This is a genomic window from Bacteroides sp. NGMCC 1.200775 (assembly GCF_040798045.1).
Taxonomy (GTDB): domain Bacteria; phylum Bacteroidota; class Bacteroidia; order Bacteroidales; family Bacteroidaceae; genus Bacteroides; species Bacteroides hominis.
In genome coordinates, this window is the sequence record NZ_JASCQK010000003.1 from 78,250 (window position 1) to 97,599 (window position 19,350).

Sequence of the window (19,350 nt, forward strand, 5' to 3'; positions counted from 1 at the left end):
ATGATATTTCTTGTTCCTTTGTACCTTTAATTAACCTTCTTATATCGTATATCATGAAATTGAGACTTTCTTTGTTTACTGTAGTGGTCGGTCTATTTTTCTTGTTTTCTGCTATGTCGGCTACTGCTGCACCTTTTACCTCTTCTTCGTATCCTGCTTATACTATCCCTGTGGAACAGGAAGGAGTTCGACAGCCTGTAATACTGCTAAATGGAATCTGGCAATTTAAATATTCACCCCAAAGCAAATGGACTACAATTAAAGTTCCCGGTGAGGCAGCTATGCAAGGATATGCCATAGAACACGACAAGCCTTTTTTCTACCGGAAATCGTTTACTATTCCTGCCGATTATGCCGGAAAACGTATTATTCTCCGTTTTGACGGAGTTTACAGCCATGCCAAATTAAGTGTCAATGGGCAGTTGGTGCGCGAACATCACGGTGGCTTTACTCGTTGGGAAACCGATATAACAGCACAGGCCCGTCCAGGGAAGAAAAATGAAATACAGTTGGAAGTGACCGACCGGCTGGATGAAATCTCTTATGCTTCGGGATATGCACATCACCCTGTTGGAGGGATTCTTCGGGATGTGACTTTGTTCACGTTACCTGTTACCCATCTTTACGATATTAGTGTAGAGACTCATTTGGACTCATTGTACCGAGATGCTGTCCTTCGTTTTGCCTGTACATCTGCCGGAAATGAACCTGCTGAGGTCCGGTTGCAGCTGACAGCTCCTGACGGAAAACCTGTACAACTTCCTCAGGATTGTTTTCCGTTGAAGGCAGGAGCAGAAGAACAGGTCTGGTCACTGCCTGTTTCAAGTCCGTTGAAGTGGGATGCTGAACATCCGAATTTATATACCCTGACTGTTGTACTTCTGCAGGATCGGAAAGAAATCAGCCGTTTTATCCGTAAAGTGGGATTTCGTGAAGTTAAAATAGCAGGTAATCGTATGTTGGTGAACGGACAGCCTGTGAAATTGCGCGGAGCCTGCCGGCATGATATTCATCCCACTCTGGGACGAACCACTACCGCTGAATTGGACAGCCTTGATGTACTTCTGTTCAAAGAAGCGAACATGAACTTTGTACGTACGTCGCACTATCCTCCTTCTGAAAGATTCCTGGAATACTGTGACCGTTATGGGGTGTATGTCGAGAGTGAGACTGCTGTCTGTTTTGTAGATACTTATCGGCAGAAAAATTATGCTCCCGGTAAAACGCAAAGCAATCCCGAATATACTGACCGTTATCTGGGACAGTGTCAGGAGATGGTGAAGAGTTTCCGCTCTCATCCGTCTATTTTGTTTTGGAGTATCGGTAATGAGAGTGTGTATGGTACTAACTTTCAGCTTTGTTGGGACTGGGTGAAGGCAACAGACACGACTCGTCCCGTTATTTTCAGTTATCCGGGATCGGTAGACACAAAGGAGAAAATTTATGATATACTCAGTATGCACTATCAGGATGTGAACGGTAACCTTTCGCAATGGGGAATGAATACCCGCCACTTTCAGGGACATGGGATTCCTGCTCTTTTTGACGAATGGGCACATCCGGCCTGTTATACTTATTCTACTTTGCAGACTGACCCGAATATCCGTGAGTTCTGGGGAAAATCACTTGACATGATGTGGAGTGGACTGTTTGATGCGCCTGGAGGATTGGGAGGAGCTATTTGGGGATATGTAGATGAAACTTTTGCTTTGCCTGTGCCCAAGGCCGGTATTTCGTTCTGGAAAGAGTTTGCCCACACAGCCAAGCCCGAAGGCTATCAAGGTAATTGTGTAGGTTATGGTGAGTGGGGAATCGTAGATGTATGGAGACGTCAGAAACCGGAATTTTGGGCTACGAAGAAAGCGTATTCGCCGGTGCGTCTGTTAGTTGATGATATTCGTAACTTCACTTCCGGACAGCGTTTGGTGCTTCCGGTTTATAATCGCTTTGATCATACGAGCCTGAACGAACTTCAGATGAGTTATACTTATCGGGGGGTGAAGAAGAATTTTGCACTTCCGGCCATTCCGCCCCATCAGAAAGGGAGCATAGTGATCCCCGCTGACCGGTGGGAAGAAGGTGAGCATCTGTTGATTGAATTTTGGACGGCCGATGGAAGCCTGATCGACACTTACCGTCCGATACTCGGAACGGAGAAGATTGTTTTTCCACCTGTGCTTGACGGAAATAAGCTATCGGTGGAAGAAACCGGTGATTGGGTGATCATTCGTGGGGAAGGTTTTGAAATACCGTTCAGTAAAGAGACAGGGTTGATTACACAAGCCAAAGCCGGCGACCGGGTACTGATAGAAAAAGGACCTTTCCTGAACTTGTATATTAACCTGAATCATTTGACAGGAGCGGAAGTACGCAAAGCAGCTACGCGGTTTATGATTTTGGAAGAGGACTGGAAGAAAAGTGCATTCAGTTACCGGCAGGAAACAAACGGAGATGTATATATCGACCTTGCCGGAAATTATAAGGAGGTAACTGTTGATTTTTCGATAAAAATAACTCCCGATGGACAGTTGGAGGTGGATTACCTGACAGATGGAGCTCCCAACGGATTTCTGCGTGAAACAGGTTTGTCTTTCCATCTGGCAGATGCCATACAGCAGTTGGACTGGAAACGTAAAGGGTATTGGAACTATTATCCGGAAAAAGCTTTTGCTGGAAATGAAGGAAAGACTGCTTTATACATTTCGAAGCAGGCTGCTTACGGTAAAGAACCCCTTCAACCTTGGGGAGACGATACACACAACTATTATTATTGGGCAGATGCAGGAGCCAATTGCCGCTACCCGTTGACTCAAACCGCTAAGGGGATGAAAGAAAACATCTATTATTATACTCTTTCGACAGCTTCCCCTTCTATCCATCAGCTTTCGGTTTTGTCTACAGATGCTTCGGTGGCATGCCGGATCAATAAACAACCGGATGACCAACTGATCCTGTATGTCAACAATTGCTGGGATTATCCCGAAATAGCATGGGGGAATTTTTGCAAAACCCTTGAAGCGCTGCCTTGCTTCGGAAAAATAAAGATGAGGCTTAAATAATAATAATTCAATAAAACCCAAGAACAATACAATAATAACATGAAAAAACTGATTTTACTTCTCGTACTGATTTTTTCGTTGCCTGTCGCGGCGCAGAACTTTACGATCGGGAAGAATACCTTTCTTTTAAATGGCAAGCCTTTCACCGTAAAGGCTGCCGAGTTGCATTATACCCGTATTCCGGCACCTTACTGGGAACATCGCATCGAGATGTGTAAGGCATTGGGCATGAATACCATTTGTCTTTATGTGTTTTGGAACATTCACGAGCAGACTGAGGGTAAATTTGACTTTACCGGACAAAATGATATAGCAGCTTTCTGCCGTTTGGCACAGAAGCACGGAATGTACGTTATTGTCCGTCCAGGTCCTTATGTCTGCGCCGAATGGGAAATGGGCGGACTTCCCTGGTGGCTATTGAAGAAGAAAGATATCGTTCTCCGTACACTCGATCCTTACTTCATGGAGCGTACAGCTATTTTTATGAAGGAAGTTGGCAAGCAGCTCGCACCTTTGCAAATTACCCGGGGAGGGAATATCATTATGGTACAGGTAGAAAATGAATACGGTGCCTATGCTGTTGATAAACCTTATGTCTCGGCGATTCGTGACATCGTGAAAAGTGCCGGGTTTACTGAGGTTCCCCTTTTCCAATGTGATTGGAGCAGTACTTTCGACCGGAATGGTCTGGACGATCTGCTTTGGACTATCAACTTTGGTACGGGAGCCAACATTGAGCAACAATTCAAACGTCTTAAGGAGGCTCGTCCGGACACACCGTTGATGTGCAGCGAGTTTTGGAGTGGGTGGTTTGATCATTGGGGGCGCAAACACGAGACTCGTCCCGCCAAGAGTATGGTACAGGGCATAAAGGATATGCTCGACCGCAATATCTCTTTCAGTCTTTATATGGCACATGGGGGTACTACTTTCGGCCATTGGGGAGGTGCCAACAACCCTGCTTATTCTGCTATGTGCAGTTCGTATGATTATGACGCTCCAATCAGTGAACCGGGATGGGCTACAGATAAATATTTCCAACTGCGTGATCTGCTGGAAAACTATTTGCCTGCAGGTGAACAGTTACCGGCTGTTCCCGTAGCTTTTCCGGTCATAGAGATACCCGAGGTGAAGTTTACGCGGGTGGCTCCCCTCTTTGCCAATCTGCCGGAAGCGAAACAGAGCACGGATATACAGCCGATGGAAGCTTTCGATCAGGGATGGGGAACTATTTTGTATCGGACTGTTTTACAGCAGCCTGTAGATGCCGGTACGACGATGAAGATTACAGAAGTACACGATTGGGCACAGGTTTTTGCGGATGGTAAACTATTGGCTCGCCTCGATCGCCGTCGTGGTGAATTCACTTTGCAGCTGCCGGCTTTGAAGAAAGGGACCTGCATCGATATTCTGGTAGAAGCTATGGGGCGTGTCAACTTCGATGAATCCATCCATGACCGTAAAGGTATCACTGAGAAAGTAGAACTTGTCTGTGATAAGCAAACCACGGAGTTGAAGAACTGGACAGCTTACAATTTCCCGGTCGATTACTCATTTGTGCAAGACAAAAAATATAAAAGTGGAACGGCCCAGACAATGCCTGCTTATTATAAGGCCACTTTCCATTTGGATAAAGCCGGCGATACGTTCCTTGATATGAGTACCTGGGGTAAAGGTATGGTATGGGTCAATGGTATTGCTATCGGACGTTTTTGGGAGATCGGTCCGCAACAAACACTTTTTATGCCCGGTTGTTGGCTGAAAGAGGGAGAAAATGAAATAATTGTCCTCGATCTGAAGGGACCTGAGAAAGCCTCTGTTCGCGGTCTGAAGAAACCCATACTGGATTGGTTGCGTAATGAAGGTGCTTCTACCCATCGAAAGAAAGGTGAACAACTGAATCTGAAGCAGGAAATTCCTGTTGCTACAGGTACGTTTACTCCGGGTAACGGATGGCAGGAGATCCGTTTGGATCGTCAGTATACCGGACGCTTCTTCTGCCTCGAAGCTCTTTCGGCCCAAGACGGAAAGAAGGTCGCAGCCATTGCCGAACTCGATGTGTTGGGAGCAGACGGCAAACCGATTTCGCGTGAAAAGTGGCGGATACGTTATGCCAATAGCGAAGAGACGCGTAGTGGCAACTGTACGGGAGATAAAGTGTTCGATCTTCAGGAATCTACTTATTGGATGACTGTTGCCCGTGATGCTTATCCGCATCAGTTGGTTATTGATTTGGGAGGTGACTATACTGTAACCGGTTTCCGCTATCTGCCCCGTGCGGAAAAAGGATACCCTGGTATGATAAAGGAGTATCGGGTGTATGTCAAAGGGGAAGAGTTTCAATACTGAAACAGGAATTTCCACTGAAGATTAGGTAGATAGATTGTGAATGTTATAAGATCCAATTATAACATTCACAATTTATTACTCTATGCTGTCTGATTTCAAAATTACAGAGATGTTTTCTTGAACATATCTTTTCGGTTCATAGAAAAATATTCGGGGGAAAAATGGTAACATAATAAATGTTTTGTATCTTTGACCAAAACATAACTTTAAAACATGATGAACACAAAATCTTTTTTCATGGTTGCCATTAGCGTATTTGTTTTGGCATCTTGTAATTTAAATCAAGTCAACCAAACGGGTCTATTAACCGCTTCCGTTCGTGAAGCACTTCGTTCGCCGGCAACTTTGTCTATTGCTGATGAGATAGAGTCAGTCGAATATATCCCTTTAGAAATGACCAGTGACAATGCTTCATTGATAGACGGTGTAGTCGATTTTGCCATCACAAGCAAATATATTTATGTATTGGTGGGCAAGGAAGCTCGTATTGTACTGTTCGATCGCCAAGGACACTTCTTGCGTACATTTCTTCGCCAAGGTCAAGGTCCCGATGACTTTAATGGTATGATAGGTTTTATACAGGCTGATGAGACTGATAACCGTTTCTACGTCATCGGCAATAAGGTTGGCGTATATACATTGGAAGGCACGTTTGTGGAAGACCTACCTATAAATTCTCCCATCATCTATGCTCATCACCTCGGTAGTAAGCGCATTGGCGCCATCGCCATGCCTCTTATGCCTTTCCAGGGTGGCAGTTTTGGTATTGGTATATTTCAAGAGGATGGCGAGGCGATAATCACCAAGAATGATTTCTATTTGCCGTTGGTGCCTCGAGAAGATTCAGGCTTTACATTTGGAGTAATGGGTTCACCTTCAGGTGGAAAGCAGTCTTCAGTCTTGTTTAAAACAGCCAGTAACGATACTGTTTTTCGTTTGTCGGCAGACACCATACAGCCTGTTTTAGTGGCCGGATTAGGCAATTCGGATGAAGAGGTTATTCGTGGACTCAATATTCGAGATATTAAAAGGTTTCCTGCTGATGGCGATATTTTTGTAAGCGATATTTTTGAGACACCTCGTCGTTTTTATTTGCGCATGATGTTGAATAAGAAGTATTATGTGGCTTCGGTGGATAAACACAGTGGAGAAACAGTTGTGGAACAGTGTGATATTCCTGAGACAAGTGCTTCCAACTTAGCTGATATCAATATGCAGTTAGGCATGGTAGGTAGTAAGGGGTATAACCAGTTTCCGGTATGGGGGCGTTCTTTAGGAAATAATCTGGTGCAGGTTGTGACACCTTACGAGATAGAGACGTTTGAAGAACATACAAAAATTACTATACCACAAGAATTGCAAAAGAGAAACACGAATGAAAACCCGATTTTTATCATATATAAGATAAAATAATATTCTTAATATATCGGACTCCTTGGATAAATTCCCTGTTGTTTCAGGTTATGGTTTGATTGCACTTTTGCATCTGTAACATTGCAATAACCTTTTTTCTGAGCTAATACTATTAGGGTATTGGGGATAGCCTATTTATCTATCTGTTCTAAAATACCATTGATATATGCGATAACTACCCCATAGTTAGTCATCGGGACACCTTGCGTTTTAGCTTTGGCTATCCGGTTCAGAACGTGTTTGCGGTTGAACATACATGCTCCACAATGGATAATCAGGTCGTAGCAATTCAAGTCCTTAGGGAAATCATTTCCGGAAACAATATCGATATGCAGTTGCTCTCCGATCCGTTTGCGCAACATTCGCGGAAGTTTCACTCTGCCGATGTCTTCGGACAGGGGAGCATGGGTACAGGCTTCGGCTATCAGGACACGGGAGTTTTCCGTCAGCTGGTCTATGATATACGCTCCTTCGGTATAGTAGTCAATGTCTCCCTTGTACCGGGCGAATAATACCGAAAAGGAGGTCAGCCGGCTTTGTGGCGGCTTTTTCTCGTATACGGTCCTAAAGATTTGTGAATCGGTGATGATCAGTGCAGGAGGGGCTGACAAAACATTCAGGGCACTGTCTAACTGGTCGGTAGTGCAACTCAGGGTGATGCACTTCTTGTCGAGCAATTCGCGTAGCGTCTGTACCTGTGGCAGGATGAGCCGTCCTTTGGGAGCTTGAATATCTTGTGGCATGACGAGTAGAACTACATCGCCTTTGTTAACCAGATCGCCCACAATATCCGGCTGTCCGCCCAGTTCCGGTAGTTTTTGGAGGATGGACCTGCAGATAGAGTCCATGCCTGTTTTCTCTTTGGCGCTGACAATCAGAGGACGTTCTCCTGTCTGCCGTTCCAGTTCGTTGGCTGTTTCTTCCGGGTTTTCTGACAGATCGGCTTTGTTCAGTATCAGTAGATAGGGGATGCCTTTTTCTTTCAGCAGTTCTATCCATCGCTTCTCTTCGGATAACTCCGTATCACAACAAACCATCAGTGCAATGTCGGTTTTGTCCACTGCTTGCACAGTCCGTTCGATACGCAGGGACCCCAGTTCACCGTTGTCATCGAATCCGGCCGTGTCGATGAATACACACGGGCCGATGCCGTGTATCTCCATCGGTTGGTATACAGGGTCGGTAGTGGTACCGGCGATATTCGATACCAAAGCAGCATTTTGATTGGTCAGTGCATTGATCAATGACGACTTGCCACTGTTTCGCTTACCAAACAGGGCAATATGCAGGCGGTTGGAGAGCGGAGTTGTTTTCAAAATCTGAAATCCCTTTCTCCCGCTGCTATTTGCTTCAGGTTTTCCAAGGCCCTTTCCCGGATTTTGGGATTGGGGATGTGTTGCATTTCTTGTTTTATCATGGCCGCTCCGCGGACTTTCGTTTCTTCCGAAGCATAATCTTCCAGATACTCCTGTAAGGTCATCAGCGCATTGGGTGAACAGCAATTGGCTATTTGCCCCGATTTGACAAGTGACATAAACCGGTCACCTGTACGTCCCGCACGATAGCAGGCTGTACAGAAACTGGGAATATATCCGAGTTTCAGAAGCCAGTTAACTACTTCGTCCAGTGTACGGGTATCGCTGACATCGAACTGCGCAGAATTTTCCTCCGGAGTTTCCGTTTCGGCATATCCACCTACGCTGGTCCGTGAGCCTCCGCTTATCTGTGAAATGCCCAGATCGAGTACTTTTTCACGGGTTTTTTGTGATTCGCGTGTAGAGATGATCATGCCGGTATAGGGGACGCTGATGCGAATGACCGCTACTATTTTCCGGAAGATTTCATCGGAAATAGCATTCTCGAAGTCTCCGGCATCGATGTCGTCTGCCGAACAGATACGTGGAACGCTGATGGTATGTGGTCCCACACCATAGACAGCTTCCAGATGTTCGGCGTGCATCAGCAGGCCTACAAAATCGTAACGATATGTATTCAGTCCGAACAGGACTCCCATTCCCACATCGTCAATTCCCCCTTGCATGGCACGGTCCATGGCTTCGGTGTGGTAGGCATAGTTGCTTTTGGGGCCTGTGGGGTGCAACTGTTCATAGTTCTCTTTATGATATGTCTCCTGAAAGAGGATATAGGTGCCGATACCCGCCTCCTTCAGTTTGCGGTAATTTTCCACTGTTGTGGCGGCGATATTTACGTTCACCCGGCGGATAGCTCCGTTTTTATGATGAATGCTGTAGATGGTGCGGATAGATTCCAATATGTAGTCGATGGAGTTACGCACCGGGTCTTCGCCGGCTTCAAGTGCCAGACGTTTGTGTCCCATATCTTGCAGGGCAATCACTTCCCGGCGTATTTCTTCCTGAGTCAGTTTTTTGCGGGCGATAGTTTTGTTTTTGAGATGATACGGACAATATACACAACCGTTGACACAATAATTGGATAGGTAAAGCGGAGCAAACATTACGATGCGGTTGCCGTAGAATTTTTGTTTGATTTCTTTGGCAAGACGAAATATTTCTTCAGTCAGGTCCTCTTCAACACATTCCAGCAATATGGCAGCTTCCCGGTGGGTGAGTCCTTTGCAAGTGCGGGCTTTCTCTATCAGTTCCCGAATCAGTTTCCGGTCATTTCGGTGCGCACGGGCATACTCCAGAGTTTCAATTATTTCCTGATGGTCGATGAAGTCGGTGGCATCAGGTGAATCTACTTTATACATATCGTTTATTGATTAGTCGTTATAGTCTCCCCTGCTGTAGTCGATGTGGTATCCGACATCTGCCAGTTGCTTTTCCAGCAGGGCAAGTCCTTCGGCAGCTTCGGCACCGAAAGCTACTTTCTGGTCGTACAGGTCATATTTATTTCTCACAATAATGGGTGACAGATTGGGCATGACCACATTGGCTCCGGCAAGGATGCCACGTACTCTTCCATCCGGTGCCAAGCTTGCCAATGCCGTTGTCGAAGGGATCAGCGCCTGGGGGTGCATCAGCCTGAAGATGGAAAGCAGTAACAGGGTCAGTTCCACGCTGCCCGGATTTTCGTCACAAAATGGAGTTCGCTGATGGGGAATGAAGGGGCCGATGCCAATCATTTCCGGATGAAAACTTTCAATAAAGCGGATATCTTCTATCAAGTATTCTACAGTTTGAAGAGGGCTGCCCACCATGATACCTGTTCCTGTCTGATAACCGATTCGTTTCAGCTCGTGGAGGCATTTGATACGCCTCTCGTTGGACATTTCGTAAGGGTGCAGACAATAGTAATGTCCCCTGTCGATTGTTTCGTGACGTAACAGGTAGCGGTTGGCTCCTTTCATGAAATAGCGTTCGTAGGCTTTCGATGGTTTCTCGCCGATGGATAATGTAATGGCACACTCCGGATAGCACCGGCGGATTTCCGCGATGATCTCCTCCATGTCGTAATCAGATCGTTTCGGATCTTCTCCTCCCTGAAGAACGAATGAGCGAAAGCCGAGCTTGTAGCCGTGTTCGCAGCAATCCAGAATCATTTCTTTGCTGAGGCGGTATCGGTCGGCTTGCCAATTATCTTTCCGGATACCACAGTATTTGCAATTGTTCCGGCAGTGATTACTTATTTCAATGAGTCCGCGTATGTAGACCCCTTTTCCAAAGTGTGCGTTTGCCACTTCGCGTGCCTGCAGGTTGATGTATGCCAGAGTTTCGTCATCATAATGCGATAGCAGGTGTGCAAACTCTTCGTTGGTGAGGGTGTGTTCCTCTTTTAATTTATCTATGAGTCTCTTCATATGATTCGCGGCGTTTTATCAGTTCCTGGTTCAACTGCCGGCGTCCGCCGACAGCGTCATTATGGGCGCTGGGGCCACTGATACATCCGCCTTCGCAAGCCATGACTTCGATGAATTGTCCTTGCGCTTTGCCTGTTTTGGCAGCAGCACGCAGTAAACCTATGTTTTTCTTATTCAGGTCTGAAACCTGGATGGCAGAGAATCTCTTTGCCTCTTCGCCCAGATATGCCTGAATCGCTCCCATCACGCCTCCGGCTTGTGCGAAGCCGTGTGCTTCGCGCACTGAAGTGTAGAGTACAGAGAACGGTTGTGTCTGTTCAAGCTGGATATCCAATCCTTCGAAGATGGAAGCCATTTCCTCAAAAGTGAGTATATAGTCTACACATTCGTCGCGACGGGCTTCTTTACGTTTGGCTACGCATGGGCCGATGAATACGATTTTTGCGTCCGGATGGCGTTCTTTGGCGATACGGGCGGCATAATACATCGGTGATCCGGTAGAAGAAACATAAGGCTTCATTCCCGGTATATGCTTGTTTACCAGTTCGATGTAGGATGGGCAGCAAGAGGTTGTCATGAATGGTTGTCCCTCTTTCAGCTTTTCTTTCAGTTCGGCAGCTTCGTGGCTTACGGTATCCATGGCTCCTTGAGCCACTTCGACCACATCGGCAAATCCCATTTGGCGGAGTGCACCGTATACTGCCTCGATCGATGTGTTGAATTGTCCGAGAATGGAAGGAGCGGGAATCGCAACCATTTTTTCACCGCGGCGGATACCTTCGAGCACATCAAAGGCTTGTGAGATTTCGAAGATAGCCCCGAAAGGACAAGCGTTGAGGCATTTGCCACAGTAGATGCATTTGTTTTCGTCAATGTGTTCGATACCGTTTTCGTCTTTGCTGATGGCTTTCACAGGGCAGGCTTCTTCGCAGGGTACCGGAATGAATACGATAGCGTGGTACGGGCAACTTTGATGGCATTTTCCACAACTGATACAGGCGTCATGGTCGATCTTTGCCTGTCCGTTTTTCCGGAAGCGGATAGCGTCTTTAGGACAGTTCATGTAGCAACTGCGAGCCACACAACCACGACAGAGGTTGGTTATCTCGTAATTGACCTGTACACAGGATGAACACGCCTCGTCGATGACACAGAGTATGTTTTCTTTTTGTTCGTTTTTACGCTCCAGGGCGTGACGGGCATACTCTGAAAGCGGAGTGAGTTCATCTGTTTCATCTGTCATGTCGAAGCCCAACAACGGGAACAGCTTGTATTTGTACACTGCACGCTCTTTGTGGATGCAGCAGCGTCCGAGCGGGCGTGAACGGCGTGGGCTCAGTTCAATGGGAAGTCTGTCAATTTCATTAGTCAGTTTGTTCTCTTTCCAGAGATTTACCAGTTTTGCCAGCAACTTGTGGCGTACAATCATTACGTTGTTGGTGAAAGCCATATTTGAGTATTTAGAATTAGGGTTACAAAGATACGGCTTGCAGGGGTATCCTGCAAGCTTGCATTAATATTTGTTTTTTATTCCTTAATTATTTAACACAGAACCACTCTTTAAACTCGGCTACACGTGCCTTGCTCACCAGAATCTTTTCCCCCGCAACCGGATGACGTAGATTGATGGAGAGGCGGCTGTTGAACCAGAGGTCTATATCTTTGATAGCTTCTCGTGAAAGCAGGTATTGTCGGTTTGCGCGGAAAAAGAGTGCCGGATCCAGACATTCCGTCAACTCATCAAGAGTCTGTGGAAAGGAGTATTCCGTATTATCTGTCAGGACAGCTTTCACCTGGCAGTCTTTGATATAGAACAACATGATCATATCGACCGAAACCGGGAGTAGTTTATCCCCTTTCACTGGAATCAGGAAATGGGTTTTATAGCTTTCTTGTTTTTTTAATGAACGTATCAGTTTCAACAGTTCGTCTGTTTCCAGGCCAGCGGGTCCGGATGTGTTGGAACTGAAGAGAGATAACTTTTCCAGTGCCTGTTCTACATCTTTTCGTCCGATGGGTTTCAGCAGATAATCGATACTGTTGACTTTGAAGGCCCGTAAAGCATATTCGTCGTAGGCAGTCGTGAAAATAATGGGACATGTGATGTGGATGTGTTCGAATATCTCAAATGCCGAACCGTCCGCCAGATGGATATCCATAAATATCAATTCAGGCATAGGGTGGCTGGCAAACCATTCGATGGTGCCGGCAATGCTGTCGAGTTCCGTCACCATTTCTATTTGCGGACAGACTTCGGTGAGGAGTGAAGTCAGATTCCGTATTGCTGCTTTTTCGTCTTCAATGATAATTGTTTTCATGGGTATTTCCGGATGAGGGGTATACGAACGGTAAAGTTACTATCTTCTGTGATTTGTATTTCCTGCCGGAACAAGAGATGGTAACGTTTGTCGAGGTTAGCCAGTCCGATGCCGGTACCGGTGGCTGCTGTCAGTTTAGGTTGGATAGGGTTACTTACAGAGAGGCTGCCCTCCGGATTGGTGACGATTGTGATGGTGAGCGGACGACGGTTACTGATTTCATTGTGTTTTACAGCGTTTTCAATTAACATCTGTATCGACATAGGTGGTAGAAAATAGTCTTCAAGGTTACATTCTATGTCAATTTCGAATTGCAGATTATCTTCAAAGCGCATTTTTAAAAGAAAGATGTAGGCCGATACAAAATCCATTTCTTCACGTAAGGTGACAGATTGAGATTCGTTGCCTTGCAATGTATAGCGTAATACGCGTGACAATTCTTGAATGTAATCTTGTGCCCGGTCCTGATTTTCACGGACGAGTGAACGCAGCGTGTTGAGCGAATTGAATAGCATATGTGGATTCAGCTGGTTTTTCAATACTTCGAACTGGTTGCGTATGTTCTCTGCCTGCAATTGTTCATTCTCAATGATTACTTGTTGTTGACGGCGGATCAGGTAGATGATGTAACAACTGCTGGTGACAAGGCATGACATGATAAAATCGCGTAATGGGTGCAGGTAGTGGTGTACCATGGCATCGATTGCGGGAATATCGAATGTTTTGTGCAGATAGACAAAACATTGTCCCAATAGGTTACTCAATATCCAGGTCAGTACAAAAGAGAGAACAATCTTTTGCCACGTGATTTTCATCGAGGTCTGATTGAAATGAAACAATCTTGTGTTGACAGCGAACAGGGCCAATAGTGAGAGGAAAGTGAAGATAATCTCGTTGGCTACATCTGCAAATTTCATGCCCGGGAAAAGGGTATGGCTCTCAAACCCGTCAAAGAGGGAGACGGATTCGGGGAAGTGGATAAGTACCGCCACAGCCATTGAAATGATAACCGTGGACAGAAGGTATTTATCGTTATATAGAGCTCTGATTCTTTTCATGGGAACAAAGATAAGATAATCTACCGGATTATTTCTGTATTCTTGCTGTTACATACATGCCGGGACGGAACTGTGGAGCGGTGCTGTCAATCCGGGCGTATACTTCGAGTGAACGACTCGTTTCATCTACTTTCTGCCCGATTGAGACCAAGGTAGCTTTAAATACTGTTTTGCCCATGCCGTTTACCCGGAATTGGACGGGGCTGCCTACCTTCATATCTGCCAGGTCTTTTTCATAAGTTGTCAGGCAGAGTAGGGGAGATGATTTGTCAATGACCTCACAAAGCGCTTCTCCGGGTTGAATGTATTTGCCTATATTCATGGTTACATCACTGATATAGCCGCTTATAGGAGCTTTCACCTGCAACAGAGGCTGTATACCACTTTTCAATAATTCTTCAGGGGTAATACCTAATAAGGAAAGTTGTGCAGCTGTAGCTTCCAGTTTGCTTTTCATTGATAAGTAGTCTGCTTTGCTTTGTTGAAACTTTTTTTGCGAAGCGGCCTGTTCGGCTGAGAGTGACTTTTGGCGTTCATATTCCGCTTGCAAATACTCTGTTTGGGCATGACTGTCAAGGTAGGTCTGTTGCAACATGATGAAGTCCGGATTCTCAAGGGTTGCCAGCAGGGTACCTTTCTGCACCTGTTGTCCCGGTAAAAGTGAAGTGTTTCTTACTACTCCTCCCATGGTAAGGGCTACGGTGGCCTGGCGTTGGGGAGATAGTACGATAGTTCCGTTGAAAGATACTTGATTGGGTTTTGAGGTGGCTGATGTAATTCCATCCACTTGCGTAGCAGTAGTATCTGTTTGTACCTTAGCGATGGAAGGAGCTGTTGTTGCTGTTTCGGAAGTTTGTTTTGTCTCTTTGCATGCTATAAGAGCCAACAAGAGAATGGGATAAAATATTCTTTTCATATTATTTATGTTTCAACAGGTTATTGATAAAGTTCATACTCCAGTGAGGCGATGTTATATTGATATACCGTTTCGATATAACCTTTGCGTATTTCACGTGCGGCACTGACCGATTGGATAAATTCCGCGATGCTCGTTTCGCTGTGTCGCAATTGTAGATTAGCCACCTTGATTAATTCGTCTGCTTCTTTGAGTGCAGACGAAGTATAAAACCGGAGACTCTCTTCGTGACGGCGTAAGGTGGCACTCAGTTCAGTAACTTTATTGTTCAATTCGCGAATATTGGCTTCTGCTTGTATTTGTGCGGCAGAAGCGGCAAGTTTTGCTTGTCTGATCCGGCTCTTTTGTGGTAAGAAGTAGATAGGAAATGATACCCCCACCATCCATGCATTCAGATTTTTCAGGGGCAGAATATTTTGGCGGCTATATCCTATGCTGAGTTCCGGAAAGAAACGACTGCGCTCTACGTTCAGTGCTGCCCGTGTTTCGGAAATCTGGCTGTTGAAAAATCCGAGATGGGCTTCGGATACGCTTCCTGGCTGAATATTTGTCGGGAAGAGCTGCATGCTCGTGTTTTCCGGTATGATGGGCGCATCTGCGTAGCAACTCCATTGAAAACGGGTAAGAGCCATTTTTTCTTCTTCTTGTGCCTGAAAGAGTCGGTTGTGCAGGTCCGCAGCCGATGTAGCCATCATGTTTTTTTCCAACAGGGTGATTTCTCCTTGTTCGTATCTCAGTTCGCTGATGCGCTTTAATTCAGCAGCCATGCGATCTTGGTCGCGATAAAGTGAACATATTGCTGAAGCATACTGATAATAAGCCCATGCACGTTTTACTTCTGCCGTTACTTCTTTTTCTACCATTTGGCGGTAGTAAGTGCCGGTTTGTACTTGACGGTTGACAAGAGTATTCTTGTAGAACGGTGTCAATAGTGAACCCAGGTTTTGTTCGAGAACCATTTCTTTATCTTTCTTGTTTTCGCCGTTCAGTTGTCCCCAGGAGTAACTGAATGTGGTAGGGGAGGCTTCTACAATCTCGCCTCTTGTGGCCTGTGCCTGCCGGATGGCGGTTGTGGCTGTCTTAAGCCTTGGATGGTTCTGTCTGGCTATTTTTATTGCTTGTTCCAGGCTGACGGTTTGTGGCGCTTGTGCTGTGACGGTGGCACTCAGCAGAAGTGCCGGTAGCAGGATGAACAGATGCAACCGTCTCTTAGGTTGTTTCCAACCGGCACTTGTCGCATTTACTATTTTATAAAAAACCGGAAGGATAATCAGGGTCAATATGGTTGATAGAATCAAGCCTCCGATTACAACAGTTGCCAGTGGGCGTTGTACTTCAGCTCCGGCGGATGTGGCAATGGCCATCGGTACGAAACCCAATGAAGCTACCAGCCCGGTTAGGAATACCGGACGTAGCAGGTGTGGTGTTCCTTTTTTTATAATCTGATTAGTGGTCATGGCATATTTATTTTGTTTTCTTAAGTCGTTGAAGTGGTTAATCATCAGAATTCCATTGAGCACAGATACCCCAAACAATGCGATGAATCCTACTCCTGCCGAAATACTGAACGGGAGTCCGCGTAGCCAAAGAGCCAGGATACCACCTATTAATGATAATGGCACTGTAGAGAATACCACCAGTGTATAGGTTACATTCTTGAAAGCGAAGAATAAAATCAACAGGATCAACATCAGGGCTACCGGTATTACGATAGTCAGTGTACGGATGGCGTTCTGCAGATTTTCAAACTGCCCCCCGTATTCAAAATAATATCCCGGTTTCAACCGGATGTTTTTGTCCAATGTTTGTTGGATTTCTGATACTACCTGTTGAATGTCGGCATCGCGCACATTGACTCCGATCACGATGCGGCGTTTAGTGGCATCCCGGTTAATTTGGAGCGGACCGCTTACCAGGTCAATACTTGCCACTTCGCTGACAGGAATCTGTACTCCTTCTGAAGTACGGATAAAGAGTTTGTCGAGGTTCAGGTCTGCCACTTTCTCTTGATCGAGGCGTACTACCAAATCGAATCTTCTTTCGTTTTCAAATACTACTCCGCTTACTTCGCCGGCATAAGCTGTACGGATCATTGTGTTTAATTCCTCGATGTTAATGCCATAACGGGCTATTTTCCCCCGGTTGTATTTTACTACCAGTTGGGGTAATCCCATGGTTTGCTCGACAATGACATCGGCAGCGCCCGGAATCTGTTCGACAAACTTTGCAGCCTCTTTCGCTTTTGCATAAAGTTCGTGAGTGTCTTCGCCGTATAGCTTGACCGCTATGTCAGCCTTAGCTCCGGTCATCAGCTCGTTAAAACGCAACTGAATGGGTTGAGAGAAGTTGAATTCTGCACGGTTCTCTAAAGGCAGGAGGGCTTCTTTCATCTTTTCTACCATTTCTGCCCTGCTCGAAGCAGAGGTCCATTCCTTGAAGGGTTTCATTACAATCATCACATCGGCATCTTCCACAGCCATTGGATCGGTAGGAACCTCGGCAGTTCCGATTTTGGCAACTACATGTTTGATTTCCGGAAATTGATCCATCAAAACCTTTTCGGCCTGGTTGGATACTTCAATACTTTCAGAGAGTGAACTTCCGGCCGGTAATGTCATTTGCATGGCAAAATCGCCTTCGTCCAAAGTAGGGATAAATTCTGCTCCCAAACGTCCGAAGAGTAAGAAAGAACCTATTAAAGCAGCGAAAGCTATAGTGACTGTCTGCCATTTGAAACGCAGGCAGAAGCATAGGCAACGTTGGTATATGACATTAAGTTTTTTAAAGAAACGGTCGGCAAACGTAGGTTTTACCACAATGGTGTGTTTCAGGAAGAGGGAAGCCATCATCGGTACATAAGTCAGAGAGAGTAATAGGGCTCCGATAATGCAGAATACCAGTGTCTTTGCCATTGGAGTGAAATATTTTCCTTCAATTCCGTTCAGAGTCAGGATGGGGAAGAATACGATCAGGATGATGAAAACGGCAAATGTAGCCGAACGTACTACCCCCGAAGCACCCTTCTCCACTTCTTCATCCATTTCTGTTTTTGATAAAGTGCGGCCTTTTAGTTTATTGCCGTAGAGGTGAGCTAATATACCTTCTACTATTACAATAGAACCGTCTACCACAATACCGAAGTCGATGGCACCGAGACTCATCAGGTTGGCTGTCACACCGAAAATACGCATAAGGATAAATGCAAACAGCATGGCCAGTGGGATAACTGAGGCTACGATGAGCCCTGCACGTACGTTACCCAGGAAAATGATAAGTACTACGAATACGATAATTGCACCTTCTATCAGGTTGTGTATGACGGTGGAGATATTTCGGTTGACAAGTTCCGAACGATTCAGATAAGGCTCTATACTTACCCCTTCGGGTAATAGTTTCTGTATTTTTTCTACCCTTTTTTCCAACTCTTGTGTCACAACGTTGGCGTTGGCTCCTTTCAACATCATCGCAATGCCTCCTACACATTCACCATTTCCGTCTTTGGTCATTGCGCCAAACCGCTTTGGAGCTCCAAAGCGGACAGTACCTACATCACTAATGTGCACAGGAATGCCGTTGCGGTTGGCAACAACAATCTGCTCGATGTCTTTAGTGCGGCTGATCATTCCCTCTGAACGGATATAATAAGCATTTCGAGCCTTCTCAATATAGCTTCCTCCGGTGTTCTGATTGTTTTTGCTTAAAGCTTCGAACACCTCACCGATGGTAATATTCAGCGAAAAGAGCGCATCCGGATCAACGGCTACTTCATATTGTTTCAGGTATCCGCCAAAACTATTAATTTCCACAATACCCGGTATGCCGGATAATTGGCGTTTCACCATCCAATCCTGAATTGTGCGGAGTTCCATCGCATCATATTTGTTTTCGTAACCGGATTCTACCTTTAGGATATATTGGTAGATTTCTCCCAATCCGGTAGTGATGGGCATCATTTCTGGCATACCCAATTCCGATGGAATTTCTCCTGCTACGGATTGTATCTGTTCGTTAATCAGTTGCCGGGCATCCAAGGTCGGTACACTCTCTTTAAATACAACTGTCACTACCGATAGTCCGAAGCGACTTACCGAACGGATATCTTCCACATTCATGATATTGCTCATGGCAATTTCGATGGGCATTGTGATCAGTTGCTCTACTTCCTGTGGGGCAAGTGTCGGCGAGACAGTTACGATTTGTACCTGATTGTTGGTGATATCCGGTACGGCATCAATTGGCAAGGTCATCATCGCATAAATGCCTCCGATAAGAAGAAAGAGGGTAGTGAGTCCTACGAATAGTTTCTTCTTTATAGAAAAACGTACGATAGCTTTAAACATAATCCTTAAGTGTTTGAATATCGGTACAAAGGTAGATCGCTGAAACTTTTGTTGTTGATGAAAAATTGCGAGGTGGAAAGATTGGCAGGTGAAATGGCAAAATGTGGGAATGAAGT

Annotated in this window: 11 protein-coding genes; 3 read left to right on the forward strand and 8 right to left on the reverse strand. The window is 45.6% G+C overall.

Features of this window, described 5'->3' with window-relative positions; translation table 11 throughout:
* The first annotated feature begins 53 nt into the window (after nt 1-53).
* The 3 genes from QK890_RS09530 to QK890_RS09540 all read left to right on the forward strand — a co-directional run bounded on the left by QK890_RS09530 (nt 54) and on the right by QK890_RS09540 (nt 6,821).
* Nucleotides 54-3,059 carry a glycoside hydrolase family 2 TIM barrel-domain containing protein gene (locus QK890_RS09530; protein ID WP_032542217.1) on the forward strand — a complete coding sequence of 1,002 codons (3,006 nt, stop codon included), beginning with the start codon at nt 54-56 and terminating at the stop codon, nt 3,057-3,059.
* Nucleotides 3,060-3,098: 39 nt separating this feature from the next.
* On the forward strand, nt 3,099-5,408 hold the full coding sequence (locus QK890_RS09535; RefSeq protein ID WP_005821879.1) for a beta-galactosidase: 2,310 nt from the start codon (nt 3,099-3,101) through the stop codon (nt 5,406-5,408).
* Between the two features lie 216 nt (nt 5,409-5,624).
* Complete coding sequence (locus tag QK890_RS09540) at nt 5,625-6,821, forward strand: 6-bladed beta-propeller (protein ID WP_005821878.1); 1,197 nt, start codon at nt 5,625-5,627, stop codon at nt 6,819-6,821.
* Nucleotides 6,822-6,952: 131 nt separating this feature from the next.
* Here the strand turns inward: QK890_RS09540 and hydF are convergent, their stop codons facing one another.
* The 8 genes from hydF to QK890_RS09580 all read right to left on the reverse strand — a co-directional run bounded on the left by hydF (nt 6,953) and on the right by QK890_RS09580 (nt 19,234).
* The gene (gene hydF / locus QK890_RS09545) at nt 6,953-8,137 is read right to left on the reverse strand and encodes a [FeFe] hydrogenase H-cluster maturation GTPase HydF (RefSeq protein ID WP_005821877.1); all 1,185 of its coding nucleotides are present in this window, start codon (nt 8,135-8,137) and stop codon (nt 6,953-6,955) included.
* Nucleotides 8,134-9,552 carry a [FeFe] hydrogenase H-cluster radical SAM maturase HydG gene (gene hydG, locus QK890_RS09550; protein ID WP_005781494.1) on the reverse strand — a complete coding sequence of 473 codons (1,419 nt, stop codon included), beginning with the start codon at nt 9,550-9,552 and terminating at the stop codon, nt 8,134-8,136. The genes hydF and hydG overlap by 4 nt, the downstream gene beginning before the upstream one ends.
* 12 nt (nt 9,553-9,564) lie before the next feature.
* Nucleotides 9,565-10,602, reverse strand: a complete 1,038-nt coding sequence (gene hydE / locus QK890_RS09555) for a [FeFe] hydrogenase H-cluster radical SAM maturase HydE (protein WP_005808535.1) — start codon at nt 10,600-10,602, stop codon at nt 9,565-9,567.
* Nucleotides 10,583-12,052, reverse strand: coding sequence for a monomeric [FeFe] hydrogenase (locus QK890_RS09560; protein WP_005808533.1), 1,470 nt, complete (start codon nt 12,050-12,052; stop codon nt 10,583-10,585). Before QK890_RS09560 ends, hydE begins: the two co-directional genes overlap by 20 nt.
* Before the next feature lie 88 nt (nt 12,053-12,140).
* On the reverse strand, nt 12,141-12,920 hold the full coding sequence (locus tag QK890_RS09565; protein WP_005781490.1) for a LytTR family DNA-binding domain-containing protein: 780 nt from the start codon (nt 12,918-12,920) through the stop codon (nt 12,141-12,143).
* Entirely contained in the window at nt 12,917-13,978 is a 1,062-nt protein-coding gene (locus tag QK890_RS09570; RefSeq protein WP_022011089.1) for a sensor histidine kinase, read from the reverse strand. The genes QK890_RS09565 and QK890_RS09570 overlap by 4 nt, the downstream gene beginning before the upstream one ends.
* Before the next feature lie 28 nt (nt 13,979-14,006).
* Nucleotides 14,007-14,894 carry an efflux RND transporter periplasmic adaptor subunit gene (locus QK890_RS09575; protein ID WP_005808529.1) on the reverse strand — a complete coding sequence of 296 codons (888 nt, stop codon included), beginning with the start codon at nt 14,892-14,894 and terminating at the stop codon, nt 14,007-14,009.
* A 20-nt stretch (nt 14,895-14,914) separates the two neighbouring features.
* Nucleotides 14,915-19,234, reverse strand: coding sequence for a CusA/CzcA family heavy metal efflux RND transporter (locus tag QK890_RS09580; RefSeq protein ID WP_269096714.1), 4,320 nt, complete (start codon nt 19,232-19,234; stop codon nt 14,915-14,917).
* Nucleotides 19,235-19,350: the final 116 nt, after the last annotated feature.